We start from the raw sequence: 25,305 nt of genomic DNA, 5'->3' as shown, positions 1-25,305 counted from the left end.
GCTGGAACAGTTCCCACAGCTCGTCCGGCACCATGCGCTCGACCATCACCACACGGTGCAGACTACCCAGGCACGCCAAATGAGACGACGTCTAAGCGCATCTGCCGCGAAGGCCTCGGGGCAGCCCTGGCCGAAGCCGTCTGCCTCCCCTGCTGACCCCCGCCGGGCTAACGTATGCCGTCCCGAACAAGAGAACGGAACGCGGCATGGCGCACCAGGGGCGGGGACCACAGGGGTCGCAGGGGCCATACGGTCCCTACGGCTGGGGCGGCTGACGGCCGCCACCACCCAGACCGGGCGTGATACCGCTGGCACCGCTCGGGCTCGGGGCCGTCTACAACGGTGCGTTCTCGACGATGGGGCGGTACGCGCGGCACTTGTTCGGCGCGATGGCTGCGGGCCTCGCCCTGCTCTTCGCCGCGACGGCCGGAGCGTTCGCGCTGGCCTACCACAGCGTCGAGGACGACTGGCAGGTACTGATCCATACCGATGAACCGACCTGGGCCATGGTCAGCCCGATCGTGATCTGCGTCGTAGTGGCGTACGTGGTGCTCATGCTGCTCACCCTGCTGGTGAACTCGTTCCTCTCCGCTGTCAGCCCGGTGGTCCTGGAACACGCCGTGCTGGGCCGGCGCACCTCGTTCGGTGCGGTATGGCGCCGCGCCTGGGCCCGTACACCGTCGGTGCTCGGCGTCACACTCTTCATGTATCTGCTGATCGCGATCCCGGTCGCCCTCTTCTTCCTGGTCTGGGTCAGCCTGATCGCCCTGCTGGTAGCGGCCGAGAGCCCCCTGATGGCGCCGGGGCTCGTGTTCTTGCTCGGGCTGCTGATCCTGCCCTTGGTGACCTGGCTGGTGGTCTCCTTCTCGTTCGCGCCTGCCGCCGCGGTCCTTGAGTCGGCCGGCCCGATCACCGCCCTGAAGCGCTCGTTCCGGCTGGTCCGCGGCGCCTGGTGGCGCACGTTCGGCATCCTGTCGCTCACCTGGGGCATGGTGGGCGTCACAGGGTGGATCGTTCAGATTCCGCTGCTGTTCGCTGGTCCGCAGCCCTCGTACGACGCCTACGGCCCGTACGACGAACCGCCCGCCGACGCCGGCGAGTTCTTCACCGACGTGTACGGCGACGCGCTGCCCGGCCTGTGGACCTACCTGGTCCTCACCGTCGTCGTCACGCTGGTGGTCCAGCTGCTCGCCACCGCCTTCACACAGCTGGTCAGCACTCTGCTCTACATCGACCAGCGCATCCGCCGCGAAGGCCTCGGCGAGAGCCTGGCCCGGGCGGCCGGCCACCAGTAGACCGAAACACGGAGGCACAGGAGACAGGAAGCACACGAAAGGGCGGCCGGTCACCCAGCGGTACCGACCACCGGACTGCCCTGTTGCTGACGTCGTGGCGGTCCACCGTCTGTCGGCCGCGCCAGCGGACAGGCGCGGCTGAGCTCCTTGACGGCACACACGGGCACCATCACGGCCTTCGCCACAGGTCAGGTCCGTCGGCCGCCCCGGCCCGGTACCCGGGGCGGCTGCTCGAGCCGACCGCACGACGCGGCAGTCCCTGCTCTGTTCACCGCTCGGCGGACCGCCCCAGGCTCTTGATCTTCTCGAACGGGTAGGCGCCCACGGTCACCACGGCCAGGCCGTAGAGGGCGAGGACCACAAGTCCCCAGGTGCCGACCGCTCGGCCACCGCCGCTCAGGATGACCGTGCCGATCGGCACCAGTGGGGCGAAGCTGAGCACCGCGGCCCCGGTGCACCAGAAGGCCACCAGGTCGTTCGCCCGTTTCCTCAGGCCGGGGTCGGACCTGACCCCCGCGGGGACCTCGTACCCGTCGGACCGGTCACAGACCTTGCCCCGGTACCCGGTGCGTGCGGCCAGCGAAGCGGCCACGCCCAGCAGGAGGAAACAACCGAAGATGAAGATGTAGGCCATGGATGCCCCAGGATTCGCGCGGTGCCGAGCAACTTCAGCGGATGTACTTGATGATGAAGGCGATCGTCATGTTGACGGCCTTGTTCTTGACCCAGCCCGGCAGGAACTTCCAGACGACGCCCCCGATCTCGCCCCCGAGGCAGCCGATGACGGCATTCCTGACATAGGTCTTCTTGCCGGACGCCTTGCCCGCCGCGATGTCGCTGAGCACCGAGGTGGGAATGCTGGCCAGCGCCCCCTTCGCGCACCATGCCGCGGCACCGATGGCCGCCGCGGCGATCGGGAAGGCGAAGCCACCGTTGCGGCTCATGGCCTTCTCGATCTCGGCCAGCGCCTCCGGGCCCATCTCCTGCTCGATGAACTGGCGCTGCTCGGCCGTCAGTTCAGGAGCCTGCGTCGCGGAGGAGGCAGCCACGGCGCGAGCCGTTCCCCGGCTGTCGTCGGCGGCCGTGGCGCTGGGAGCCGCGGTGGCGAGCAGGGCGGCACTGGTGACGGCGGCTATTCCGGCCAGAGAGACGCGGCGCGTGGTGGTCTTACGCATGTTGGATTCCCCAGTAGTCGTTCATTCGTCTCCAGGTCAGGGAGACGGTTCCGTGGTCCTCACCTCCAGGTCATGGAGGTGATCACGGACGAGACTCTGACATCCCGAGGGAGGTCCGGCATAAGAGAAGACGCGTGAAAAGGATCACGACTACCGACCGGAACGACCCGCTCGAATCAGGCCTCTTGGTGAAGACGCCGGTGGAATCGCAACTGGCACCGCAAGGAAGCCAAGAAGATTCTTGAAACGCGGATCAATCGAGATCGTACACGACTCAACTTTATTTCAGAACGCCACTTGAGATAGATGGCAAAGAGCCGGTCGCGGTTGTCCGACTCCAGCACTATCCGCCCCAACTCCCCATCCCTCCAAGGTGGGAGAAACACTGCCCTGTGGAGTGATCAATCCGCATTCCGCCCCCGGCAGGGTGGGTGCGTCCCTTACGCATCGACCCAAGGACCCAACGCGCGTGCGCAACAGTCGAATAGCCCTCTTCCTGGCGGTCAGCGCCGTCACCACGCTGGTCCCCGCGCTGACCCCCGCCACGGCATCCGCCGCGGAGAACCCCCTGCGTCCCTACCTCCAGCAGAAGCCAGCCTGGCACCGCTGCGACGCGGAACTGCCCGCCTCCCTTCAGTGCGCCACGATCAAGGTGCCGCTCGACTACGGCAGACCGGGCGCCAAGAAGCTCGACCTCGCGATATCCAGGATGAAGACGAGCACCAAGCAGGAACGGCGCGGTGTGCTTCTGCTCAACCCCGGTGGCCCGGGCGGGCCGGGCGTCGACATGCCGCAGTACATGGCCGGCGAGCTGCCGAAGGCCGTGAAGGACAAGTACGACCTCGTCGGCTTCGACCCGCGGGGCATCGGCCGGAGTTCCCCCGTCAGCTGTGGCCTGGCGTCCGGCGAGCGGGACTGGGAACGGCCCTACAAGGCCGGGACGTTCACCAGGGACGTGAAGTGGGCCCGGACCGTCGCCGAGAAATGTGACAAAAGGCAGGGCGACAAGCTGCGCCACATCACCACCCGCAACACCGCCCGGGACATGGACGTCATCCGTGCCGTGCTCGGCGAGAAGAAGATCTCCTACCTCGGATACTCCTACGGCACCTACCTCGGCGCCGTCTACACGCAGATGTTCCCGAAGCGCACCGACCGCTTCGTGCTGGACAGCGCCGTCGACCCGGCCCGGGTGTGGCGCGGGATGATCCAGGTCTGGGCGGAGGGCGCCGAGCCCGCCTTCACCCGATGGACCGAGTGGACCGCCGCGCGGCATGCCACCTACAAGCTGGGCCGGACCCCCGAAGCGGTCCGCAAGACCTTCTACGACCTGGTCGCTCAGGCCGACCGCAAGCCGATCGACCTCGACGGCACGCTGCTCACCGGTGACGACATCCGCCACGGCCTGCGGGGCATGTTCTTCGGCACGCGCGACGCCGCCGAAGCGGTCGCCGAGCTGAAGAAGGCCGCCGCCGGAGCTCCCCCGTCCGCCGACCGGGAGCTCAAGACGCCCGAGCCCGTTCCGCCGTCCTTCGGGCGGACCGTGCCCGAGGACAACGGCGACGCCGGCTTCTGGGCCGTCGTCTGCACCGACACCCGCGCCTGGCCGCGCGATCCCGAGCAGTACCGCAAGGACGCGATCCGGGACAAGGCCAGGTACCCGCTGTACGGCGACTTCGCCTCCCACATCAAGCCGTGCGCCTTCTGGAAGAAGAACGGCAGCGAGCCCGCCACCAGGATCGGTAACAAGGTGCGCGCGCTGATCCTCCAGAACGAGTGGGATTCCCAGACGCCGCTGACCAGCGGCCAGGGCCTGCGCCGCGCCATGAAGGGCTCGAAGATGGTCACGGTCGCCGGAGGCGTAGGACACGGCATCTACGGCACCAAGTCGTGCGCCGACAAGACGGCCACCACCTACCTGACCACCGGCAAGCTCCCCACGAAGGACCTGACCTGCAAGGCCGCTCCGGCCGCGGACGAACGCAACGCCCCCGACCGGCTGCCGCTCCCGACACCCCCGGGCATCCCGGGGATGGTCGGCCGCTTCTGATCGCCAGCCGTCTTGGAGGTCCTCCGCCTGCGGGAGGCAACGTGGGGCTACCTGCACGGTGGGAAACGATCATCCCGAGCGCGGGAAACGATCTTCGAAATCTCTGAGTCACCGCTGACCAGCACATTCCGTCGGTCCCCCACCAGGGAGCACTGACGAAAGTGCTCTAGCTGCACCGACGGAATGGGCGGCATCGTGATGACGATGCCGCCCATTCCTGTTTCTGTGGTGTGATGTCTGTCTCTGGGCACGGTGAAGCGGACCGTCGGTGGCTGAGGGCCGCCGGCGGTCCGCGTTCGTTTTGTGGATCTTGCTTGAGCAGCTCTCGGGGTGTGCTCTCTGTGAGGAAGGTCTCAGCGCTGGGTGATGTGGCCCTTGGGGGTCCAGGTGCCCAGGGGCTTGGTCCTGCGGCGGCGGGTGGGCCGTCGGCGGGGCCGTTCGCCGCTCTGGGCGATGGCGTCGGCCCAGGAGGCGAGTTTGCGGCGGTTGGCGTGGGCGAGCTGGAAGGCCAGAGGAGGGTCTGGGCCGCGATGCCGCGGATGCGGCGGGTGCCGGCGTCTTCGAGGCGTTCCCGGAGGCGGTCCTTGGCGAAGCCGTTGATGCCTTCGACGCTGTTGCGGAGCCGGAAGTAGACCCGTTGCCAGGCTTCCGAGCCGTACTGGAGGGGCTGCCAGAGGTCGACGCCGGCTTCCGGGGGGACGGTGACGGTGCGCTGGGAGCAGCACAACGGTGAGCCGGCCGGGTTCGGGGCGGGGTCGACGAGGGGAACCATGCCGACCAGCAGGGCTTCCACCGAGAGTGTGCAGCGGCGGCCTTGGTGCGGGCGATGAGCGGTTCGATCTCCTCAACCAGGCTCAAGGTGGCCACCTCGTCGTAGAGGCGGCGGGCTTCCTGATCGGGGATGACGGGGCGCTGGGCGCGCAGACGGGTGATGAGGGCGTGGCTGCCCTGAGCGGGGCACGGCGCTGCGTCGTGCCCCGCTTCGGCTACGGGACCAAGGCCGGAACAGCTGGCATGTGACCTGGAACTTCAACAAGGGCCAAGCGCCACGGGCCGGTTGGCCCTGGATGACAAAGTCGAACTGGGGTGCCTGTGTGTCCGCAGATTCGTGGCACAGGCCTCCGCTCATGGCGCACGGCTCGGCGGGCCGTGTTCCGCCGGTCATGAGCTCAGATGGTTCCGGTACCAGGCTGCCGCGGCCGCCAGGCGCGTCAGCGGCCCGGCGCCCTCGGGGCAGTCGGCCGCGCGCCAGATCCTCTCGCTCCGGTACCAGTGGTCCTGTGCGAGGAGCGCAAACTGACGCTCTGAGACCCGACCTGGCGTCTCCCGTAACCGGCGCAGGCACTCCTGCCACGGCCAGTCCTTCGCAACGGGGCGCAGTACGCCGAGGTCGGTGAGCCGCTTCATCAGGTCCCGGTTCGACACCGGGACCGGATGGCTCGCGTGGTGTATCCCTGGCGGCACCTCCGCCGGACCGCACGCCACGGTGGCGATCAGCCGCGCCAGATCGTCCACGTCGACCAGGGAAAGCAGCCCGCCGCCACCGTCCCAGCGGGCCGGGACGCGGTCGAGGAGTTCGGCCAGGGCCGGTACCACCCAACGATCACCTGTCCCCACCACGAGCCCCGGCCGCAGGACGACGGCCCCGGCGGCCAGGGCGGCCTCTTCCGCCGCAAGCCTGCTGCGGCTGGCCGGGGAAACCGGGGCCGGAGTGATCTCGTCGATGTCGATGCCCCGGTGCGGTCCGGGGCCGTAGACCGCAGCGGTCGACAGATGGACGATCCGCCGGACGCCGAAGCGGCGCGCCTCGTCCATCAGCGACTGGGTGCCCCGCGTGTTGACCGCAGTGCACGCCGCCTCGTCGCCGGTCACGCGCGACGCGAGGTGGATCAGGACGTCCGCGCCCCGTGCGACGCCGTCAAGGGAACGGGGATCGGTGATGTCCGCGGTTTGCCAGAGGACGCCGGGTCGCTCGGGCGCGCCCGGTGGCAAGGAGCGGGCCAGGGCGTGCACGACGACTCCCCCGCCCTGTCCGTTCCGGTCCAGCAGTCTGCGCAGTACGGCCGACCCGACGAAGCCGGTCGCGCCGGTCAGTACCACGCGCGCAGGGCGCACCCCGTCGAAGGCCGTCGTGGTCACGCGACGGTCTCCGTCGCCCGCTGTCCGGGCGAGAGGTCGAGCCGTCGGATCACGTCGTCCGGGGCGATGGCAGGGAGCAGGTAGCGCCACAGGGTGCTGATCCGCTGCGGGAGGTCGGTGCGGCCCGAGGAGATCTGCGACATGACCTGGGTGCCCGTGTAGCCGGCCACCAACTGCTGGGCGAATTCCGCCTCGTCGACGCCGGGCAGCAGTTCACCCAGCTCCCGGGCGCGCAGCAGGCGCTGGCGGAACTGCTCGGTCCACCACTCGTAGACGGCGTAGTCCTGGAATTTGGCGCCGCTCTGTTCCACGGCGAGTCGCACTCCGGCCCGCAGCAGGGTGTTGCGCTGCATCTCCAAGGCCAGGTGCTGGGTCATGTTCACAAGGCGTTGCAGACCGTCCCCTTCGTCCGGGAAACGTACGTCGGCGGCCTGTTCCAGGATCACCGCGCGGGCCAGCTTCTCCTTGGAGCCGAAGTGGAAGTACATCGCCCCCGCTGTGACCCCCGCGCGCTGGAGGATGTTGCTGATGCTGGTGCCCCCGTAGCCCAGCTCGTCGAACGCTTCGGCAGCGGCGCGCAGTAGCACCTCCCGCGTCCGCTGGGCTCGTTCCTGCATTGGTCTTGCCACTGGCCGGCCTCCCGCGTCGCCCATGATCCCTCGACAAACAAAAAGAACAACCTCTATCTTATTGGCGTCGAGCCCCGGCCACCATCACCGGGCGCCACGGCATCTCGTCGTGACCACACAGGGGGAGGGCCAGTCATGGCTTTGGACGTCGATCAGAGTGTCTCCGCGGTCGTACCGCAGGCGTGGACACACAAGACCAACGCTGACGAAGTGCTCTGCGACCGCTGGTGGCGTACCGGACCGGACTCCTTCACGGTCACCGCCCATTGGCCCAAGGCGCACGGTTTCTACCTCACGCGGCACGGGCTGTACGACCCCTTGCTGCTCGGTGAAACGATTCGACAGACGCTGCCGCTGATCTCGCACGCCGCCTACGACGTACCACTCGGCCACCAGCTGCTGTGGCACGACTTCCACTGGGCCGTCTCCACCGACGCCCTGGCCGCCGGTGACGCACCCGCCGAGATCGAGCTGAACATCACCTGCTTCGACGTCACCTACCGGGGAACCCGCGCGGCGGACGTGACCCTGCGCGTCGAGGCCCTGCACGCCGGGGCCTCGCTGGGCAGCGCCCGCACCCGCTTCGGCATACAGAGCCGGGCCGCCTACGAGCGGCTCAGAGGCCGGTACGCCGACATCGCCGCGGCCAACGCGCACGCCGTGCCGCTGCCGTCCCCCGCGCCCGCCGTGCCCGCCGGCCGCGAGAACTTCGACGACGTGGTCCTGTCCAGCGCCGACGGCGCCAACCGCTGGCAGCTGCGCGTCGACACGGCCCATCCGGTGCTCTTCGACCACCCCGTCGATCACGCCCCGGGCATGCTGCTGCTCGAGGCGGCCCGCCAGGCGGCCCACACCCTGGCCCACCCCCGGCAGACGGTGGTCGCCGCCATGGACACGGTCTTCACGCGCTACGCGGAGCTCGACGCACCGTGCTGGCTCAAGGCGGACCCGCTCCCCGACGACCTGATCGGCCGGGCCCGGGTGCGCGTCGTCGGGCACCAGAAGGACAAGGACATCTTCGCGTCCGTGGTCACCCTCGCGACCGTCGACTGAGCGGGGGCGCGGAGCGGGCCCGGCAGGCCTCGTCCTGCCGGGCCCGGTACCCGCCCGGGCGTCAGTCGATGCTCCGGACGATGTGGCGCTCCGCCGGGTCGTCCTCGCAGCCCGCGAGGCCGGGGAGGATGTCGAGAGGAAGCGTGGTCAACGCCGCCCACCAGCAGAGTCTGCCGTCCAGGACAGATGTGCCCGAACCGGGCCGGTGCCACGATGTCTGTTCCGCCATGTGCGCACGCTCCTTCGGCTTCGGGGTTCCTAGTGGCCCATGCCGAGGCCCCCGTCGACCGGCAGCACCGCGCCGGTGACGTAGCCCGCCTGTTCCGAGGCGAGCCACAGCACGGCGGAGGCCACCTCCGACGGTCGTGCACTGCGGCCCAGCGGGACGTCCTGCAGGATGCGGTCGCGCTGCCGCGCGGACAGCGCCTCGGTCATGTCGGTGTCGACGAGCCCGGGGGCCACGACATTCGCGGTGATGCCGCGCGGACCGAGTTCACGGGCGAGTGACCGGGCGAGGCCCACCAGGCCCGCCTTGCTGGACGCGTAGTTCGCCTGCCCGGCGGAGCCGCGCAGGCCGGCGACGGACGAGACGAACACCAGACGTCCGCGCCGACGCCCGACCATGGTCTCCACGGCCCTCCGGGCGACGCGGAAGGCACCGCCGAGGTTGGTGTCCAGGACCCGGCCGAAATCGCTGTCGGACATGCGCAGGATCAGCCGGTCGTCCGTGACACCCGCGTTGGCGACCACGGCGTCCAGCGGGCCGTGGGCCTCCTCCGCGGCCGTGACGGCCTTGTCGATCTGGCCCGGGTCGGTCACATCACAGGTGAGCCCGAGCAGTCCGTCGGGAACACCGCTGCCGCGGTGGGTGACGGCGACACGGTCGCCCTGCGCGGCGAACGCCTGCGCAACGGCCAGTCCTATGCCGCGGTTGCCGCCGGTGACGAGGATCGAACGGGTCATACGGCCCCACCTTCTTTCGCACGGTTCAGCCGGCCGCGACGACGGGGCCGGGGGAGCGGGACGGGGAGTGCCCTGCACATCAGGCGGCCACCTCCTGGGCGAGGGTCGCGTAGCCGCCGCAGTGGTACACCAGCGGGGCCGCGGGACCGCTCCGGGTGTGCAGCGACTCCACGCGGCCGAGGAAGATGACGTGGTCGCCGCCCGGGTACCGGCGCTCGACACGGCAGTCGACCGAGAGCAGGGCTCCGGACACCAGTACGTTGCCGGTGCCGCCGACGCGGGTGCCGAGCACCTCCTGCGCGGCCGGCCCGCTGGGGCGGTCGTGCGCGGCGAAGAGGGCCGAGAGGTCCTCCTGACCGCTCGCCAGCACGTTGACGGTGAAGGCCCCTTGCTCGTCGATCCGCCGCCGCATCCGGCCGTGTGCGCCGATGCTGATGAGCAGCAGGAGCGGTTCGAGGGACACCGACGTCACCGAGCTGGCGGTGAGCGCCTCGGTGCGGTCGCCGCTGCCGGAGGTGATGACGGTGACACCCGTCGGCATCAGGCCCATCGCCCTTCGATAGGTGTCGGTGTCGGGGCACACCGGCGCGGGCAGTGCGCCGCCGGTACCGGCGGCCAGGGCACCGTGGACGGTCATGTACGGCCCCCCGCGCTGCTGCCGGCGCCCCGCTTGTGCACGAGGCAGCTGATCCGTGCGGTGCAGGTCAGGCGTCCCTTGTCGTCGGTGATGGACACGGCATACGTGGCGACCCGGTCCCCTTGGTGCAGTGGCGTGCAGACACCGGTGACCGGACCGCCCCGGGCGGGCCGGTGATGGGTGCAGGACACCTCGAGCCCGACCACCGCACCGCGCGGCGCCACATGCAGGCCGGCCGCCATCGACCCGAGGGTCTCGGCCAGGACGGCGTTGGCTCCGCCGTGGAGCCAGCCGAAGGGCTGCTGGTTGCCCTTGACCGGCATGGTGGCCACGAGGCGTTCCGGGTCCCAGGAGACGACCTCGATACCCATGCGGACGATCAGCTGATCGGCGTGGAGGTCGGGCGGAATGGACAGGATGGTGTGGGGCGGCTCGGCGGCACTGCCCGGCGGGGCGGGCGGTGACATGACCGCGGAGGCCGCGGCCGCTGGTGCGGAGTGGTTCTCCATGTGTGTCTCCGTTGGGTGGAGGAGGAAGGGCGAGGGGCGGCCCGTTCAGGGCCTCTGCGTGAACGCTCCGCGTGCCGCCCGCACGGTGGCCCACAGCGAGCCGAGTCCGTGCAGCCGTCCGATACTGGTCGCCTCGTGCGCGGCCGCGTCCGCCGCCGCGCGTAGATCGACGGTCACCGCCCCGGCCGGGGCCGGGTCCCGCCCGGCTCGGCGCATCAGCAGGGCCGCCGCCGCGTCGTGCTCGGGAGGGGTCCGGTCGGCGGGCGACAGGTGACGTCGGACGGTGGCGGCGCGCTGCGTGGCCGCCAGTTCGACACCGACGATCAGCAACTGGTCCACCTCTGCGTCGGCGAGCATCAGTTCCGCGGTCTCGAACGCCTCGGGCATGGACGCTGCGTCGACCGACAGACAGGTGAGGGCGCCGCGCAGACCGTGCTCACGGCTGACGAAGCCGAGGATGGACGTCGGCACCGACTGGTAGAAGAGCAGCGGGTTGTGTGCCCGGCCCTCCTGGAGCCGCTGGCCGGCCAGATCGGTGGTGGTGGAGTCGCCGAACAGGGTGAGGAGCAGGACGGCGGTACGGTCGGCGAACCGCTCCGGCCGGGCCGGCGCCGCATCGGCGAGGCAGCGGTCCACCACCGCACGGACCAGCGGGTTGAAACGGGACTCGATGAAGCCGGGAACGGCGGGCGGGCCGTCCTCGTCCACGGACCGGGGAATGGCCGCGGCACCCACTACGAGGGCCGGTGCCAGCTTCTCGGATGCGGTCGGGGAGGTCATGGGCGCTCCAGCACGATCGCGGTGTTGACGCCGCCGAAGGCCGCGTTGGCGGTGAGCACTCGTCGGACACCGGCCGTACGCGGTTCGTTGGGTATCCAGTCCAGGTCGCACGCGGGATCCGCGGCGTTGTATCCGGCGGTGGGCGGGAGGATCCCGTGGCGCAGGGCGTACAGGCCGATCACTGCCTCGACCGCGCCCGAACCCTCCAGCATGTGGCCCGTGGTGCTCTTGGTGGAGCTGACCGGCAGGGTGCGGGCCGCCGTCCCGAAGGTCCGGTGCAGTGCGGCGGTCTCGGCACGGTCATTGATCTTGGTGCCGGTGCCGTGGGCGTTGACGTAGCCGATGTCCTCGGGTGCCGCGCCCGCGTGGCGGATCGCGGTCGTCATGGCCGTGGACAGGCCCTGTCCCTCCGGGTGCGGCTGGCAGACGTGGTACGCGTCGGAGGCGATGCCCCAGCCGCCGATCCGGGCCAGCGGTTCCGCACCGCGGGCTCGGACCCGGGAGCCCGCCTCCAGCACCAGGGCGGCGACGCCGTCGCCCAGCAGCAGTCCGGTGCGGTCGGCGGAGAACGGACGGACCCGGCCGTCGGTGGCGAAGGCACGGCCCGAGTCGAACTTGGCGAAGAACTCGCGCTCCACCAGGTACGCCCCCGCGCACAGCACGGTCTCGGCACGACCCGAGCGGATCAGCCGTGCACCGTGGATCAGCGCGTTGGCCGAGGCGACGCAGGCATTGACGAACGCCAGGCGGCGTCCCGTGAGACCGAGGTCGGACGCGACGAGCCCGGGCAGTGCCGCGGGCAGGCTCTCCGCCACCCGCTCGTCCACGTCGCCGTCGGCGCCGTGCTGCCGTGCGGACCAGAACGCGGTCACCTCGCGGTGGTCCCCCTGGGTACCGACGAGCACGTCGACCCGTGGGTGTCCGGCCAGTCCGGCCATGTCGAGCGCGGCCCGCGCGCAGGCGACGAGGGTCTCGCGCTGACCCGGGGTCCGGTCGGGGACGACGCCGGGCAGCGGCGCGGTCGCGGGGACGGCGGCGTGCCGTCCCCGGAACGGGCCGGTGTCGAAGCGCTCGACGGGGCGGAACGCCGGGCGTCCCGCGAAGACGCCCGTGCGCAGTGCCTCCTCGCCGAAACCGTGCGCTGTGAGGACGCCGTACCCGGTGACGAGGACGTCGTCGGGTGCGGTGGTCACGGTCCGACGACCTCCCCTCGCGTGCCTCCTGCTCCCGCGAGGAATCCGCTCTGGGTCTGCAGGAAGTGGTGGAGGGCGTTGACCGACGTGATGTCCGCGGCCTGGGTGTGGTCGATCTCCAGCTCGATGCCGTGCTGCTCCTTCAGCTGGTAGAGGAACCACACCACGGTCAGCGAGTCGAGGACGACATCGGCGTCGTCGGCGATGTCGTCGGGGTTCGCGGCGGGGATGATCTGGCTGAGCGCCAGCAGCCGCTTCACCTCGCGCAGGCTGAGCGAGTCCGGCCCGGCCGAGAGCGCGGGCGCGGGCGGGCCCACAGGCGTGTCCGCGGCCGGGGCTTCGTCCGCCACGCGGGCCCGGATGCCGTCGACCAGCTCCCCGAGGGTCGTGTGGGCGAACCGGTCTACCGTCTCGTCGTCGAACTGGATGCCGTACTCGCGCTCGACGTGGACCGTCAGCTCGACGAACGACAGCGACTCCAGTTCGAGGCCGCCGGCGCCCAGGGGCGTGGCCGGTGAGATCGCCGGCGGCAGGGGCATGTTGAGCATGTCCCGGATCACGCCGAGCACGAAGTCGGTGATGCGGTGGGTGTCTACGGTCGTCACGTCAGTTCCTCGGGTCAGGGATCGTCAGGGCATCGGGTATGGCACGGACCGGGTCCGTCGCGGCCGCGTAGTCCACGCCGTCGACGCCGAAGCCGTGCAGCTGCCGGGTGCTGGTGAGGTACGCCTCCAGGTCGCCCAGCTCCGCCAGGGACGCCGCGTCGTGGACCTTGTCCCAGCGGCGCCGGATCTCCTCCTGGACATCGCCGCGCATCTCGATGTCGTCCAGGCGGATACGGCCGCAGGCGTCGACGGTGGCGGGCGGCCCCGAGTACAGGTGGTCCAGCAGCCTGCGCGCCTGTTCGTCGGTGGTCTCCAGCAGGCCCGCTTCGCGGGTGACGCGGTGCAGCAGCAGGGTGTAGAGCGCCTGCACCGGCATGGCCTGGCTGGCGGGGGTCACCAGGGCGCGCATGACAGCGGCGTGGGCGCCGCCGCCATGGGCCGTCAGACGGTGGTGCAGTGTGCGGGCCGTGGACTCCAGGTGCTGCTTCGCCCGGCCCAGGGTGCCGTCCCGGTAGGTCGGAGCGAGCCAGGAGTTGCCGACGTAGCTGAAGGACACGGTGCGGGCGCCGTGGCGGAGCGTGCCGTGCTGTTCGAGGACGTCGATCCAGCGTTCCCAGTCCGCGCCGCCCATGACACGGACCGTGTCGTCGATCTCCTGCGGGGTGGCCGCCGGCGTGGTGTGGACGCGTACGGACCCGGACGAGGCGTCGAACGCCTTCTCCGTGAAGGGCTCGCCGATGGTCTTGATGACCGAGCGGTGCACCCGTCCGGTGGCCGGGTCGACCCGTCGGGGAGCCGCGACACTGTGCACGACCAGGTCGACGCCGCCCAGTTCCTCGGCGACGAGCCGCGCGGTGCGCTCCTTGACCTCGTCGGTGAACGCGTCACCGACGACCAGGCGGCCGTACAGTCCGGCCGCGGCAAGTTCCCGCTGCACGGCCGCCGCGTTGTACCAGCCGGCGGTGCCGGGGCGGTTGGGGGCGCCCGGCCGCTCCAGACAGACACCGACGGTGGCGGCCCCATGGCCGAAGGCCGCGGCCAGACGGGTCGCCAGGCCGAGACCGGACGAGGCACCGATGACGAGGACGGCGCGGGGTCCCGGCCGGGTGCCTCGGGCCCGGATCGCGTCGACGGTGCGGCGGATGAGGACACCGCGGCCGTCGGGGTGCGCGGTGGCCCATGTGGCTCCGCGCCGCACCGGCTCGATGATCAAGGGGAACCTCCGGTCGAACCGGCCACGGACGGACGGCCCGCCGCCGCTGTGCGCCGGGTGCCGGCCTGCGCGGCGCGCAGCAGCTCCGCGGAACGCAGCAGCTTGCCGTTGGCGGTGCGCGGGAGGGCCGGTATGACGTGGATCCGCCGCGGAATCTTGAAGTTGCTGAGCCGCTCGCGGGCGAAGGCCATCAGTTCGGAGACCGTGAGTCCCTCGGGCGCCCCGACGTGCGCCTCGATGCCGCTCTCAGTGTGGACGACCACGACCTCACGGACGCAGGGGTGCAGCGCCAGTTCGTGCTCGATCTCCATCAGGTCGACCTTGAGCCCGCCGACCGCCACGAGTGAGTCCGACCGCCCCGTGATCCGCAGGGTGCCGTCGGCCTCGCAGTAGTGGGCGAGGTCCTTGGAGTTGAGCCAGCCGTCGACGTAGCGCTCGGCGCCCTCTTCCTGGAGATACGGTGACTGGTCCAGCCGCACCCACAGCTCACCGGCCCGGACACGGGTGTGCACCCCGGGTGCCACCCTGCCGACGACGGGCGGCGTGAACTCACCGGTGAGGTCGGTGGCGACGATGCCGGTCTCGGTCATCCCGTAGGCCTGCCCGATGCGCACGCCGTAGCGCTCCTCGAAGCTGCGGTGCACGTCCTCGCGGAGCCGTTCGCCGCCGCTGACGGCGAGACGGAGCCGGGGCGCCGCCGGCGGGTCGGGCACCCGGCTGAGCAGGTCGTAGTGGAAGGGGACGCCGAAGACCGCGTCGATGTCCTGCTCCGCGAGCGTCGCCGCGAGGGCCTGCGGTTGCAGATGGGTGGTGAAGACGAGGGTGGCGCCGACGCTCATGGCGTGCAGCACACCGCCGATGAGGCCCAGCGAATGGACGGTGGAGCTGAGCAGCAGCACGCGCTCGCCCCGGCGCGGCATTCCGGCGATGCGGGCGAAGGCGTCGAGCTCCCCGCGCAGGGATGCGGCGGATCGCCCGATGACCTTCGGCCGGCCCGTGGAGCCGGAGCTGAACTGCACCAGGCAGTGGTCGGTGCGGGCCGGGGTACCGTCGCGCCGCCACTCGACGTACACCTCGCACTCGTCCTGGAACTGTGCGGCGGTCTCGTCGGTGGTGTACGCGTAGTACTTCGGCCGGCACAGATCGAGTACGCGCTGTACCTCCGCCGGCTTGAGCCGGTGGTCGAGGAGCTGTACCTGGGCGCCCAGCGACCACAGGGCGAGGAGCGACCAGATGCCGGTGAGGCTGGGCGGCAGACGCAGGGCCACGGAGCTGCCCGGGCCTATTCCGTGCGCGGCGAAGATGTCGATGCTGCGCGTCACCTGCCTTCTCAGTTCGGCCCAGGTCACATCACGGCTGGTGCGGGCCCAGACGTCGTGCTCCGGCCGACTGCCCAGCAACTCCGCTCCCCACCAGGGGATCGTCACGGGCTGGGAAACAGTCACGGGGATACCTCCAACGGCGAGTCGGGGGATGGACCGGCCGTGCCGCCGCCGGGGCCTTGTGGGCCCGGGCGGCGCGGCGCCTCCTGGGTGGGGGAGCCGCCTCGGGGCACGGCCGGTCTCGGTGACCGGGCTCCGCGGGGGACCGGAGCCCGGTTGCTGACGGAACGTCACTTCTCGACGCAGTACTCCTTGACCGGCCATCCGACGTGCCGCTTCTCGGTGGACACATAGCCGAGGAGCTTGTCGCCCTGCTTCAGCTCGGTGACGTTGAGCACCGTCGCACCGGGGCCCAGCACCCGGACGTGCCAGTCGTCCTGGACGGTGAGGCTGACTTCGGTGCCGTCGTCGGCGACCGCCTTGATGGTCAGCAGAGGGCGGGACTCCAGCTTGATCCGGCCGACAACGACGCGGCGGGTGCGCCCGTCGGCGCCCACGGCGAGGATCGGCGAGCCGGCCTTGAGCTCGCTGAGGTAGTTGGTCCGGTTGTCCAGGCCCAGGGTGTAGGAGTGCAGGGCACCGGCGTTGACGCGGAACGGACGGGTCGGCATGTACGGCAGCGGGTGGGTCTCGCTGACGCACAGGATGAAGCCGTGGGCGTACGAGCCGACCAGGATGCCCTCGTCCTCCGCGAAGTGGGTCGAGGTGTCGACGCAGACCCGGTCGCCGAGCCCGTTGTGCTCGATGGACTGGACCGTGAGCGTGGTGAGGTCCAGCTCCGGGGTCTGCACGCGCAGCAGTTCGGCGAAGGCGAAGACCTCGTTGGCGTCCTGCGGTGCGAACATCACGCCCTCGGAGCCCTTCTCCAGTACGTCCAGGATGATGCCGGCCTCCTCCAGGTCGCCCGCCTGGCAGATGAGCTGGCCGGGCGTCTTGTCCGCGGCGGCGATCACGATCTCCAGCGGGATCTTGGTGGGGTCCTGGAACTGCACCACCGTGTAGGGCAGTTCACGTGCCGCGGAGCAGGCGAGCTTGAGGGTGGGGTCGTCGACGACGTCGACGAACGCGGCCGGCTCGTGACCGGTGCCGGCGACGTCGAGCCGCAGCCGGTCGAGGTCGTCCGAGTGCGTGAGCCGGGTGAGGAGTACGTCCGGCGCGGCCGGGGCGTCTTCGGCGGGCGCCGCCGCGGCCGACGGGAACTGCTGCCGCGACGGCAGCAGTACGCGCTTGACGGTGGGGGGCAGCCCGTCCAGGCGGCCGGGCTCGTCGGCGACGATGCCCTCGATCTTCGCGTGGATAGCGGCCTCGACGACCGCGTCGTGCTGCTCGGCGGGGACGCCGCGGAGGTCAATCCATCCAAACTTCACCGGGAACCTGCCAATGCGTGAGAGGGAGAGGAGAGGGGAAAGGAAGAGACTTCGGTCAGGACCCGGTTCGGGTCGCCGGCCGGGCAGTGCAGGACGGCCGCCAGCTCCTGGACTGCCCTGCGGGGGTCGGGGTGCTGGAAGATGCGGCGTCCGACGGCGAGGCCGCTGCAACCGGCCTCGAGCGCCGCACGGGCGTAGTCCGTGAGATCGCCGCTGCCTGAGGGGCCGCCGGCGACGAGGACCGGGATCGGGCTGCTGGCCACCACGTCGGCCATCGCGTCGAAAGGGGCCGACCAGGTCGTCTTCACCAGGTCCGCGCCCAGGTCGGCGGCGATGTTGACCACGTGGGCCAGGGTCGTGGGGTCGTGCGGATCCGCGATCCGCGGACCCCGCGGGTACACCATGGCCAGCAGGGGCATGCCCCAGTGCTCGCAGGCGCTCGCCACGGTGCCGAAATCGGCCAGCTGCTCGGCCTCGGTGTCCGAGCCCACGTTCACATGGACGCTGACGGCGTCGGCACCGAGCCGGATCGCATCCTCCACGGAGCCGACGAGAACCTTCGCATCGGCGTCCCGGGAATGCGGCGTGCTGCCGCTCAGATGGACGACGAGGGCGCTGCCCCGCAGCGATCGCGGGTCGATTCCCCGTGCCCTTCCCTTGTGTACGACGACGGCGTCCGCGCCCCCGGCCACCACTTCGTGGACAAGTCGTTGGAAGCGCTGCTCGTCGGCGATCGGACCGTCCGCCAGCGAATGGTCCAGCGGAACGAAGAGATAACGCCCGTCCTGCGGACCGAGCCTGCTCAATCTCAGATTTTTTCCGGGGGACCAGCGTGACATCCAGAACCTCATTTCCTCGACGACGCCACAACGATCACCCGTTGCCCCGGTGCCGCCAAGGCCCGAATACCCTGCCCGACCCGGGCACCGGAATTCCGTTGGCCGGGTGCGCCGTTCGAGGGGGTCATGGTGCGCCATTCGGTCAGGGCGGCCGGGTCTGTTGCCCCGGGCCGCCGCCCGGAAGGATCCGTTGCGCGATTCCACGCGCACCCCTCCGCCGATTCAGCGGGAATTACCGTTCCTGTCAGCCCAAGGAGAAGACGAATGTCGGACCATCCACCGAGCTCGACGGCGTGTGTGGTGGGGGCGGGCCCCGCCGGACTGCTGCTCGCCTTGCTCCTCGGCCGCGCCGGCCACCGTGTCACCGTGCTGGAGCGCAGCCCCCGGATCGACCTGACCCGACAGGCGGGCGCGCCGGTGCTGCAGCCCGTCACCCTGCGCATCCTGGACCGCGCCGGGCTCCTGGACGAGGTCCGGGCAGGCGCCGGCGAGATACGCAGCGGCGAGGTCAGCGTCCGCGGCCGGCAGGTCGCCCGGTACGCCTACACCGACCTGCCCGACGTACCCCTGCCGTACGCGCTGACCGTGCCGGTCACAGCGCTGCGGGGCGCGCTGCTGGACGCCATCGGCGAGCTGCCTGGCGTGGAGCTGCGGCTGGGCGCCGAGGTGACGGAGCTGAGGGGCGCGGCGGGAGCCCGGCGCGAGCTCGTCGTCCGGGACGGTGCGGGCACCGACGTGCTCCGGCCGGACTTCGTCGTCGGCTGTGACGGCAAGTTCTCCACTGTGCGCGATCTCGCCGGCATCCCCACGCATGTCTTCCCGTACGACAAGGGGTACCTGGACTTCCTGGTGCCCGCGCCGCCCGGCTGGGGCGCCCGCATCACCATGCACTTCACCGACGACGACTACGTGCTGTCCATGCCGTATCCCGGGAACCGGCTCATCGTCGTGTGGATCACCCGGGAACAGCGGGTCGACGCCGCCCTGGCGGCCCCCTTCGCCGAGCTGGCCGGGACCCTCACCGCGGCCGCTCCCGAGCTGGCGGCCGTCTTCACGCCGCAGGTGGCCGCGCGTGGCTGGGACGAGGTGCCGCACCGCCAGGTCCAGCACCACATGGTGCGGCCCGACCGGTGGCTGGACGGCAATGTCCTGCTCATCGGGGACAGCGCGCACGCGATGCACGCCTTCGGTGGGCAGGGGCTCAACACCTCCGTGCAGGACGCGGCCTGGGCGGCTGAGGGCATCGTCCGGGCGGCGGCCGATGGCGGTTCGACGCGGTTCCTCGAGGAGGTGCTGCGGCTGCGGGTGCCCTTCGTCGAGGGGTTCCAGGAGATGCAGCGCACCACACTCGCCCCGCAGCCCGGCGAACAGGCCGTGCAGCACGGCGAGGCGCTGCCGGACTTCCTGCCCATGGTGCTGGGACAGCCCGAGCTGCGCCCGCTGTGGGCCGGCGTCCCGGAAGGGGCGCTGGGGTGACCTCACCGCTCACGACAGCGTCGGGGACGCCCGGCAGCGGCCCGGACGCCGGGCCGGCGATGGCCGCGTATCTGCGGCGGCTCGGGCACGACCACCCGCCGGAACCGTCCGTCGACTGCCTGCGGTCCCTGGTGCGGGCCCACCTGAGAGCCGTGCCGTACGAGATGCTCGACGCCCTCGACGGACGGCGTCCCGCGCTGGATCTTCCCGGTGTCTTCGACAAGGTGGTGCGCCGCCGCGAGGGCGGCACCTGTCTGGAGAGCACCCCGCTGTTCGGCCGGTTTCTGCGCGACGCCGGGTTCGGCGTGCGGCTGGTGGCGGCTCAGGCCTGGCGGGTCAACGGTCAGTGGGCGCCGCGCTGGGACCACCTACTGCTCCTGGTCGAGGCGGAAGGGGCCGAGTGGGTCGTCGACGTCAGCTTCCTGATGCTGACGATCCTGGAACCGCTGCGGGCCGACGGCGGTGAGCACACCCACTGCGGCTGGACGTACCGGGTGGGCACCGCCGACGGGCACCGGGCCGTGCTGCGCCGCACGCCGGACGGGGGCTGGGTGCCGGTCTACCGCTTCGCCTCCCGGCCACTGGAGCTCGCCGACTACGCGTGGGTCGTCGATTACCACATGGAGGCCGCGGACTCCCCGCTCACGGGCAGCCTGCTGTGCTCCAGGGGGGTGCCCGGCGGCAAGCTGATTCTCATGCGGGAGAACTTCGTCCGCGCCGAGAACGGCCGGGAGCACGTCGAGTATCTCGCCACTCCGGCAGAGGCCGAAAAGGCCATTGCGGAGGTGTTCCACGGTCATGACGAGTGCCTCGTGGAAAGGGCTGTGCGGTTGTGGGAACGCACCCGAAGGAATCGTCGTGCTCCCCTCCCCGGAATCGGCTGAGCCATTCCCGCAGCGGAATTCCATGAAAAACGGGCTCGCTGGAAAACGGACAGGAACTGCATCATGCGAACAGCCGACCACCGGCAAGAGAAATTCCACGGCGTGGGCATTCGTGCCGTGGGCGCGTACCTTCCCGAGAAAATAGTCAGCAACGCCGACCTGGAAGAGATCCTCATCACCCGTGACGACTGGATACGGGAGAACATCGGCGTCGAGACCCGTCGCGTGGCGGCCGACGACGAGTGGACCTCGGACCTCGGGGCCCGGGCCCTGCTGGACGCCTGCGCCCGTGCCGGGATCACGCCCGCCGACGTGGACCTGGTGATCTGCGGCACCTACACCCCCGACAACATGGCGCCGCCCACGGCGATGCTCGTCATCGACAAGGCCGGCGCGACCGGCGCGACCGGCTTCGACGTCAACAGCGGTGCCTGCCCCGGCAGCGTGTTCGCGCTGGACGTGGGCGCCAAGTACGTGGCGTCGGGCGCCTTCCGCAGGGTCGCGGTGGTGATGGCCGACGTCAGCACCAAGACACTGGACTGGAAGGACGTGGGCCCCGCCGTCATCTTCGGCGACGGCGCGGCGTGTTACCTGCTCGAGCCGTGCGCACCGGGTACGGGGCTGGGGCCCACGCTGCTGCGCAGTGACCCGGCGCGGTACGGGGCGGTGTGGGTGGCCCGGGAGGAACGCCGCGCCCGGGACGGCCGGCCCCGGCGCAGTGCGTTCGGTGACAACTTCGCCCAGCTGTCCGGTCCCGCGGTGCGGGAGTTCGCCGTGGGCGAGGTGCCGGGCTTCGTCGAGGAGTTGCTCTCCGGCTGCGGACTCACCCCGTCCGACGTGGACCTCTTCGCCCTCCACCAGGCCAATCTGTACATCGTCCACGGCATCATGGAGGCGCTCGGTGTGCCCCACGACCGGACGGTGACGAACGTCCAGAAGTACGGCAACACCTCGGGCGCGAGCGTCCCTCTGGTGCTGCGCGAGGCGCTGGACAACGGCAGGCTCGCCCCCGGCGATCTCGTCGTGCTGGCCGCCTTCGGGTCCGGGGTGAGCATGGGCGCCACCCTGGTGCGTTGGTGCGGCGAGGACGACTTCGGCCCGGGGGACCGGTCCTGCGCGCGGTACGCCGGGGTGGTGGGGGCGGCATGACCGGGATCGTCAGGCCGTCCCACAACACGCCTGCGGCCATCCTCGGCGTCGGCAGCCATCTGCCGTCGCGGCTCGTCAGCAACGCCATGCTGTGCGAGCGTATCGACAGCTCCGACGAGTGGATCCGCAGCCGCTCCGGCATCCGTACCCGCTACTGGGCCACGGAGGAGGAGACCGTCGAGGAGATGGCGGTCTCCGCGGCGGCCCAGGCCCTGGCGAACGCGGGGCTGACGGCCGAACAGGTCGATTGCGTGATCGTGTCCACCGTCTCCCACCTGCGGCAGTTCCCGTCCCTCGCCGTCTCCGTGGCGCACCGCCTCGGCACCCGGGCGCCCGGGGCGTTCGACATCACGGCGGGCTGTGCCGGTTTCTGCTACGGCCTCTCGCTCGCCGCCGACCTCGTGGGCGCGGGCAGCGCCCGGCACGTCCTCGTGATCGGTGTCGAACGGCTCTCGGAACAACTCGATCCGGACGACCGTACGACCGCCTTCCTGTTCAGCGACGGGGCGGGCGCGTTCCTGGTGGGCCCCTCCGACGAGCCGGGCATCGGCCCCGTCGTATGGGGATCGGACGGATCCCACAAGGACACGATCCGCCAGAGCAGCTCATGGGCGGCACTGCGCGACGCACGGGAGGCACCCTGGCCGGTGATCGCCATGGAGGGACGCGAGGTCTTCAAATGGGCCGCCTACGAGATGGGCCCGGTGGCCGAGCGGGCGCTGGAGCGGGCGGGGATAGGCGTCCAGGACCTCTCCGCCTTCGTCCCCCACCAGGCCAACCTCCGTATCACCGATGAACTGGTGAAAGGCCTGGCACTGCCCGAACACGTCGCCGTGGCCCGCACCATCGCCGACTACGGCAACTCCTCGGCGGCGTCCATCCCCACGGCCGTACATCGCATGCTCGCCGACGGCGACGCGAAGCCGGGCGGTCTCGCCCTGCTGCTCGCCTTCGGCACCGGCCTCGTCTACGCCGGGCAGGTCGTCCGGCTTCCCCCGGCCCCGCCCCGACCACCCCGGCCGGCCGTTCCCGCGTCGCGGACGGCCGAACCGGCGGCGCACACACCGTCCGACAGCTAACCAAGGAGCAGCAGCATGAACAGGGACGACATCCTCCGCATCCTCACGGAGATCCTCGACGAGGTCGCCGAGGTACCGGCCGACCGCGTCACCCCCGACGCCTCGTTCACCGACGACCTGGAACTGGACTCACTGGCGGTGGTGTCGGTGTTCGTTCTGGTCCAGCGCAGGTTCGGGCTGGATGTGCCCAATGAGGACGCCGACGCCCTGACGACGGTGCGCGCGGCGGTCGACTACCTGGAGAGCCGCGTCACCGCGGCCGTGTGACCGAGGACCGACGAGGCCGGCCCACCGCACGGCATCGTGCGCGGGCCGGCCCGTCTGTTCCCCGGTTCACCCGCCAGCCGTACCGGAACTCTTGAGGAGCCCACGCATCATGGCGAACCGCCAGCAGCCCAGCCGCATGCCGATCCACAAGTACGGCCGCTACGAGCAGGTCGACATCCCCGACCGGACCTGGCCGGACAACCGGATCACCGTTGCCCCCCGCTGGCTCTCCACCGACCTGCGCGACGGCAACCAGGCCCTGATCGACCCGATGTCGCCCGAGCGCAAGCGCCGGATGTTCGACCTGCTGGTCAAGATGGGCTACAAGGAGATCGAGGTCGGTTTCCCGGCCTCGGGCCAGACGGACTTCGACTTCGTGCGCTCGATCATCGAGGAGCCGGGGGCGATCCCGCAGGACGTGACGATCTCCGTGCTGACGCAGGCCCGTGAGGACTTGATCGAGCGGACGGTGGAGTCGCTGAAGGGCGCCAAGCGGGCGACGGTGCACCTGTACAACGCGACCGCGCCGGTCTTCCGCCGGGTGGTGTTCCGCGGCTCCAGGGACGACATCAAGCAGATCGCCGTGGACGGCACGCGGCTGGTGATGGAGTACGCCGAGAAGCTGCTGGGCCCGGAGACCGAGTTCGGCTACCAGTACAGCCCGGAGATCTTCACCGACACCGAGCTGGACTTCGCGCTGGAGGTCTGCGAGGCGGTCATGGATGTCTGGCAGCCCGGCCCGGGCCGCGAGATCATCCTGAACCTGCCCGCCACGGTGGAGCGTTCGACGCCGTCGACGCACGCGGACCGCTTCGAGTGGATGGGCCGCAACCTGTCGCGTAGGGAGTACGTGTGCCTGTCGGCGCATCCGCACAACGACCGCGGTACGGCGGTGGCGGCGGCCGAGCTGGCGCTGATGGCCGGCGCGGACCGTATCGAGGGCTGTCTGTTCGGGCAGGGCGAGCGCACCGGCAACGTGGATCTGGTCACGCTGGGGATGAACCTGTTCTCGCAGGGCGTCGACCCGCAGATCGATTTCTCCGACATCGACGAGGTCCGCCGGGTGTGGGAGTACTGCAACCAGATGGAGGTCCACCCGCGCCACCCCTACGTGGGCGACCTGGTCTACACGTCCTTCTCCGGCTCCCACCAGGACGCCATCAAGAAGGGCTTCGACGCGATGGAGGCCGAGGCGGCCGCCCAGGGTGTGACGGTGGACGACATCGAGTGGGCGGTGCCGTACCTGCCGATCGACCCGAAGGACGTGGGCCGTTCCTATGAGGCTGTCATCCGGGTGAACTCGCAGTCCGGCAAGGGCGGTATCGCCTACGTCCTGAAGAACGACCACAAGCTGGACCTGCCGCGCCGGATGCAGATCGAGTTCTCGAAGATCATCCAGGCGAAGACCGACGCCGAGGGCGGCGAGGTCACCGGCGCCGACATCTGGTCGGTCTTCCAGGACGAGTACCTGCCCGACCCCGACAACCCCTGGGGCCGCATCCAGGTCCGGAACGGCCGGACCACGACCGGCGCCGACGGTGCCGACACGCTCACCGTGCAGGTCGTCGTCGACGGCGAGGAGATGACTCTGGCCGGCACCGGAAACGGTCCGATCTCGGCCTTCTTCGACGCCCTGCAGTCCATCGGCATCGACGCGCATCTGCTGGACTACCAGGAGCACACGATGAGCGAGGGCGCCTCCGCGCAGGCCGCCTCCTACGTCGAGTGCGCGATCGACGGCAAGGTCCTCTGGGGCGTCGGAATCGACGAGGACGCCGTCCGGGCGTCCTTCGGGGCAGTGGTGTCGGCCGTCAACCGGGCCTGCCGGCACGGGGCCACCCGCTATGCGCGGGAGGCCCCCCGCAACAGCGCCCAGACCTCCCTGGCCGCCTGAGCGGCAGACGGCCTGTCGGGCATCGACACCCAGTGGGTGAACACCCCGACGAAGGCCCCCGCCAGATAGTGCGCGCGAAGTTCGAGTGACGGGTCGGCCGCCGGATCATCGGCGTCCGGTCCGCTCAGCTGTACGGCCACCTCGTGCGCCAGCAGCTCGCGGAGCCGGTTGATGAAGCGTGCGGCACCGCTCGGGCCCAGCATCCGCTGGTAGAGCGTGTCGTTCGCCTCGACGTGGCGGAACAGGTCCACCAGTTCCTTCGGGGCACGTCCCGCCGACCTGGTCAGCGGGCACTGCGCCGCCGCGCGCGCCAGTCGGCCGACCTCCTCCTCCATCGCGTCGAGGAGGAGGGCGTCACGGTCGCGATAGTGCAGATAGACCGTCGCGCGGTTCACTGTCGCCCGTTCGGCGATGTCGGCGATGGTCAGCGATTCCACGTCGCGCTCCGCGGCGAGTTCCAGCGCCGCGGAACGCAGGAGTGCACGGGTGCGCCGGACACGGGGGTCCATGCGCTCGGCGGTCGCGGTCGGCTTGTTCGGCATGGAACCAGCATAGGCGATGCACGACAACCGATGAATAAGCAACGGGAGTCGTGCATCGCGAGTGCGGCCAGGACGGCCGGACTGTCAGGTCCAGGTGATCAGGCGCTTCGGCTGTTCCAGGATCGCCGCCACGTCGGCCAGGACCTTGGAGCCCAGCTCGCCGTCGACCAGGCGGTGGTCGAAGG

At 70.6% G+C, this 25,305-nt stretch carries 25 protein-coding genes and 1 pseudogene; 9 read left to right on the top strand and 17 right to left on the bottom strand.

Going from position 1 to position 25,305, the window contains the following annotated elements; all coding sequences use genetic code 11:
- Positions 1-299 precede the first annotated feature (299 nt).
- On the top strand, positions 300-1,295 hold the full coding sequence (locus AC07DA_RS35630) for a DUF7847 domain-containing protein (RefSeq protein ID WP_479132397.1): 996 nt from the start codon (positions 300-302) through the stop codon (positions 1,293-1,295).
- 268 nt (positions 1,296-1,563) lie between these two features.
- Here the strand turns inward: AC07DA_RS35630 and AC07DA_RS35625 are convergent, their stop codons facing one another.
- Together AC07DA_RS35625 and AC07DA_RS35620 are read right to left on the bottom strand one after the other, a co-directional pair.
- Positions 1,564-1,929 (bottom strand): hypothetical protein, encoded by a 366-nt coding sequence (locus AC07DA_RS35625; RefSeq protein ID WP_479132396.1) that lies wholly within the window; start codon positions 1,927-1,929, stop codon positions 1,564-1,566.
- Positions 1,930-1,963: 34 nt separating this feature from the next.
- A complete protein-coding gene (locus AC07DA_RS35620) occupies positions 1,964-2,470 on the bottom strand; it encodes a hypothetical protein (RefSeq protein ID WP_479132395.1) in 507 nt (168 codons plus the stop codon).
- A 469-nt stretch (positions 2,471-2,939) separates the two neighbouring features.
- Here AC07DA_RS35620 and AC07DA_RS35615 point away from each other — a divergent pair, with 469 nt between their 5' ends.
- Positions 2,940-4,520 (top strand): alpha/beta hydrolase, encoded by a 1,581-nt coding sequence (locus AC07DA_RS35615; protein ID WP_479132394.1) that lies wholly within the window; start codon positions 2,940-2,942, stop codon positions 4,518-4,520.
- Between the two features lie 1,161 nt (positions 4,521-5,681).
- Here the strand turns inward: AC07DA_RS35615 and AC07DA_RS35610 are convergent.
- Positions 5,682-6,659 carry an NAD-dependent epimerase/dehydratase family protein gene (locus tag AC07DA_RS35610; RefSeq protein WP_479132393.1) on the bottom strand — a complete coding sequence of 326 codons (978 nt, stop codon included), beginning with the start codon at positions 6,657-6,659 and terminating at the stop codon, positions 5,682-5,684.
- The gene (locus AC07DA_RS35605) at positions 6,656-7,276 is read right to left on the bottom strand and encodes a ScbR family autoregulator-binding transcription factor (RefSeq protein ID WP_479132392.1); all 621 of its coding nucleotides are present in this window, start codon (positions 7,274-7,276) and stop codon (positions 6,656-6,658) included. Before AC07DA_RS35605 ends, AC07DA_RS35610 begins: the two co-directional genes overlap by 4 nt.
- A gap of 147 nt (positions 7,277-7,423) precedes the next feature.
- Between AC07DA_RS35605 and AC07DA_RS35600 the strand changes: the two genes are divergently transcribed.
- A complete protein-coding gene (locus AC07DA_RS35600) occupies positions 7,424-8,341 on the top strand; it encodes a ScbA/BarX family gamma-butyrolactone biosynthesis protein (protein WP_479132391.1) in 918 nt (305 codons plus the stop codon).
- 61 nt (positions 8,342-8,402) lie between these two features.
- On the opposite strand, the gene AC07DA_RS35595 is transcribed toward AC07DA_RS35600, so the two are convergent.
- The 11 genes from AC07DA_RS35595 to AC07DA_RS35545 form a co-directional block, all read right to left on the bottom strand.
- Positions 8,403-8,570 carry a hypothetical protein gene (locus AC07DA_RS35595; protein ID WP_479132390.1) on the bottom strand — a complete coding sequence of 56 codons (168 nt, stop codon included), beginning with the start codon at positions 8,568-8,570 and terminating at the stop codon, positions 8,403-8,405.
- Positions 8,571-8,599: 29 nt separating this feature from the next.
- Entirely contained in the window at positions 8,600-9,304 is a 705-nt protein-coding gene (fabG, locus tag AC07DA_RS35590) for a 3-oxoacyl-ACP reductase FabG (protein WP_479132389.1), read from the bottom strand.
- A 79-nt stretch (positions 9,305-9,383) separates the two neighbouring features.
- Positions 9,384-9,941, bottom strand: coding sequence for a flavin reductase family protein (locus AC07DA_RS35585; protein WP_479132388.1), 558 nt, complete (start codon positions 9,939-9,941; stop codon positions 9,384-9,386).
- A complete protein-coding gene (locus AC07DA_RS35580; protein ID WP_479132387.1) occupies positions 9,938-10,450 on the bottom strand; it encodes a PaaI family thioesterase in 513 nt (170 codons plus the stop codon). The genes AC07DA_RS35585 and AC07DA_RS35580 overlap by 4 nt, the downstream gene beginning before the upstream one ends.
- A 45-nt stretch (positions 10,451-10,495) precedes the next feature.
- The gene (locus AC07DA_RS35575; protein WP_479132386.1) at positions 10,496-11,230 is read right to left on the bottom strand and encodes a hypothetical protein; all 735 of its coding nucleotides are present in this window, start codon (positions 11,228-11,230) and stop codon (positions 10,496-10,498) included.
- Positions 11,227-12,423, bottom strand: coding sequence for a beta-ketoacyl-[acyl-carrier-protein] synthase family protein (locus AC07DA_RS35570; RefSeq protein WP_479132385.1), 1,197 nt, complete (start codon positions 12,421-12,423; stop codon positions 11,227-11,229). Before AC07DA_RS35570 ends, AC07DA_RS35575 begins: the two co-directional genes overlap by 4 nt.
- Positions 12,420-13,028 carry an acyl carrier protein gene (locus AC07DA_RS35565; protein WP_479132384.1) on the bottom strand — a complete coding sequence of 203 codons (609 nt, stop codon included), beginning with the start codon at positions 13,026-13,028 and terminating at the stop codon, positions 12,420-12,422. The genes AC07DA_RS35570 and AC07DA_RS35565 overlap by 4 nt, the downstream gene beginning before the upstream one ends.
- A gap of 1 nt (position 13,029) precedes the next feature.
- A complete protein-coding gene (gene fabV / locus AC07DA_RS35560; RefSeq protein WP_479132383.1) occupies positions 13,030-14,241 on the bottom strand; it encodes an enoyl-ACP reductase FabV in 1,212 nt (403 codons plus the stop codon).
- Entirely contained in the window at positions 14,238-15,686 is a 1,449-nt protein-coding gene (locus AC07DA_RS35555) for a class I adenylate-forming enzyme family protein (protein ID WP_479132382.1), read from the bottom strand. The genes fabV and AC07DA_RS35555 overlap by 4 nt, the downstream gene beginning before the upstream one ends.
- A gap of 167 nt (positions 15,687-15,853) precedes the next feature.
- Positions 15,854-16,990 (bottom strand): 3-dehydroquinate synthase II family protein, encoded by a 1,137-nt coding sequence (locus AC07DA_RS35550; RefSeq protein ID WP_479132381.1) that lies wholly within the window; start codon positions 16,988-16,990, stop codon positions 15,854-15,856.
- Complete coding sequence (locus tag AC07DA_RS35545) at positions 16,987-17,829, bottom strand: 2-amino-3,7-dideoxy-D-threo-hept-6-ulosonate synthase (RefSeq protein WP_479132380.1); 843 nt, start codon at positions 17,827-17,829, stop codon at positions 16,987-16,989. The genes AC07DA_RS35550 and AC07DA_RS35545 overlap by 4 nt, the downstream gene beginning before the upstream one ends.
- Positions 17,830-18,093: 264 nt before the next feature.
- Here AC07DA_RS35545 and AC07DA_RS35540 point away from each other — a divergent pair, with 264 nt between their 5' ends.
- The 6 genes and pseudogenes from AC07DA_RS35540 to leuA all read left to right on the top strand — a co-directional run.
- Complete coding sequence (locus AC07DA_RS35540; protein ID WP_479132379.1) at positions 18,094-19,305, top strand: FAD-dependent monooxygenase; 1,212 nt, start codon at positions 18,094-18,096, stop codon at positions 19,303-19,305.
- Positions 19,302-20,189: an arylamine N-acetyltransferase family protein gene (locus AC07DA_RS35535; RefSeq protein ID WP_479132378.1), complete on the top strand. Its 888-nt coding sequence runs from the start codon at positions 19,302-19,304 to the stop codon at positions 20,187-20,189. The genes AC07DA_RS35540 and AC07DA_RS35535 overlap by 4 nt, the downstream gene beginning before the upstream one ends.
- 102 nt (positions 20,190-20,291) lie before the next feature.
- On the top strand, positions 20,292-21,338 hold the full coding sequence (locus tag AC07DA_RS35530; RefSeq protein WP_479132377.1) for a 3-oxoacyl-ACP synthase III family protein: 1,047 nt from the start codon (positions 20,292-20,294) through the stop codon (positions 21,336-21,338).
- Entirely contained in the window at positions 21,335-22,417 is a 1,083-nt protein-coding gene (locus AC07DA_RS35525; protein ID WP_479132375.1) for a beta-ketoacyl-ACP synthase III, read from the top strand. The genes AC07DA_RS35530 and AC07DA_RS35525 overlap by 4 nt, the downstream gene beginning before the upstream one ends.
- Before the next feature lie 15 nt (positions 22,418-22,432).
- Complete coding sequence (locus AC07DA_RS35520; protein ID WP_436727424.1) at positions 22,433-22,684, top strand: acyl carrier protein; 252 nt, start codon at positions 22,433-22,435, stop codon at positions 22,682-22,684.
- Positions 22,685-22,793: 109 nt separating this feature from the next.
- Positions 22,794-24,512: pseudogene (leuA, locus tag AC07DA_RS35515) on the top strand (2-isopropylmalate synthase); the annotation flags it as partial.
- 14 nt (positions 24,513-24,526) lie between these two features.
- Here leuA and AC07DA_RS35510 read toward each other — a convergent pair.
- Both AC07DA_RS35510 and AC07DA_RS35505 read right to left on the bottom strand, forming a co-directional pair.
- Entirely contained in the window at positions 24,527-25,120 is a 594-nt protein-coding gene (locus tag AC07DA_RS35510) for a TetR/AcrR family transcriptional regulator (protein WP_479132374.1), read from the bottom strand.
- Positions 25,121-25,204: 84 nt separating this feature from the next.
- Positions 25,205-25,305 (bottom strand): 2-oxo acid dehydrogenase subunit E2 (locus AC07DA_RS35505; RefSeq protein ID WP_479132399.1); only part of this gene is annotated, 101 nt, incomplete at its 5' end.

It is taken from the genome of Streptomyces sp. NPDC044921 (assembly GCF_056432865.1).
The sequence above is the reverse complement of the archived record's forward strand: the minus strand, read 5'-3'. Positions and strand labels throughout refer to the sequence as shown.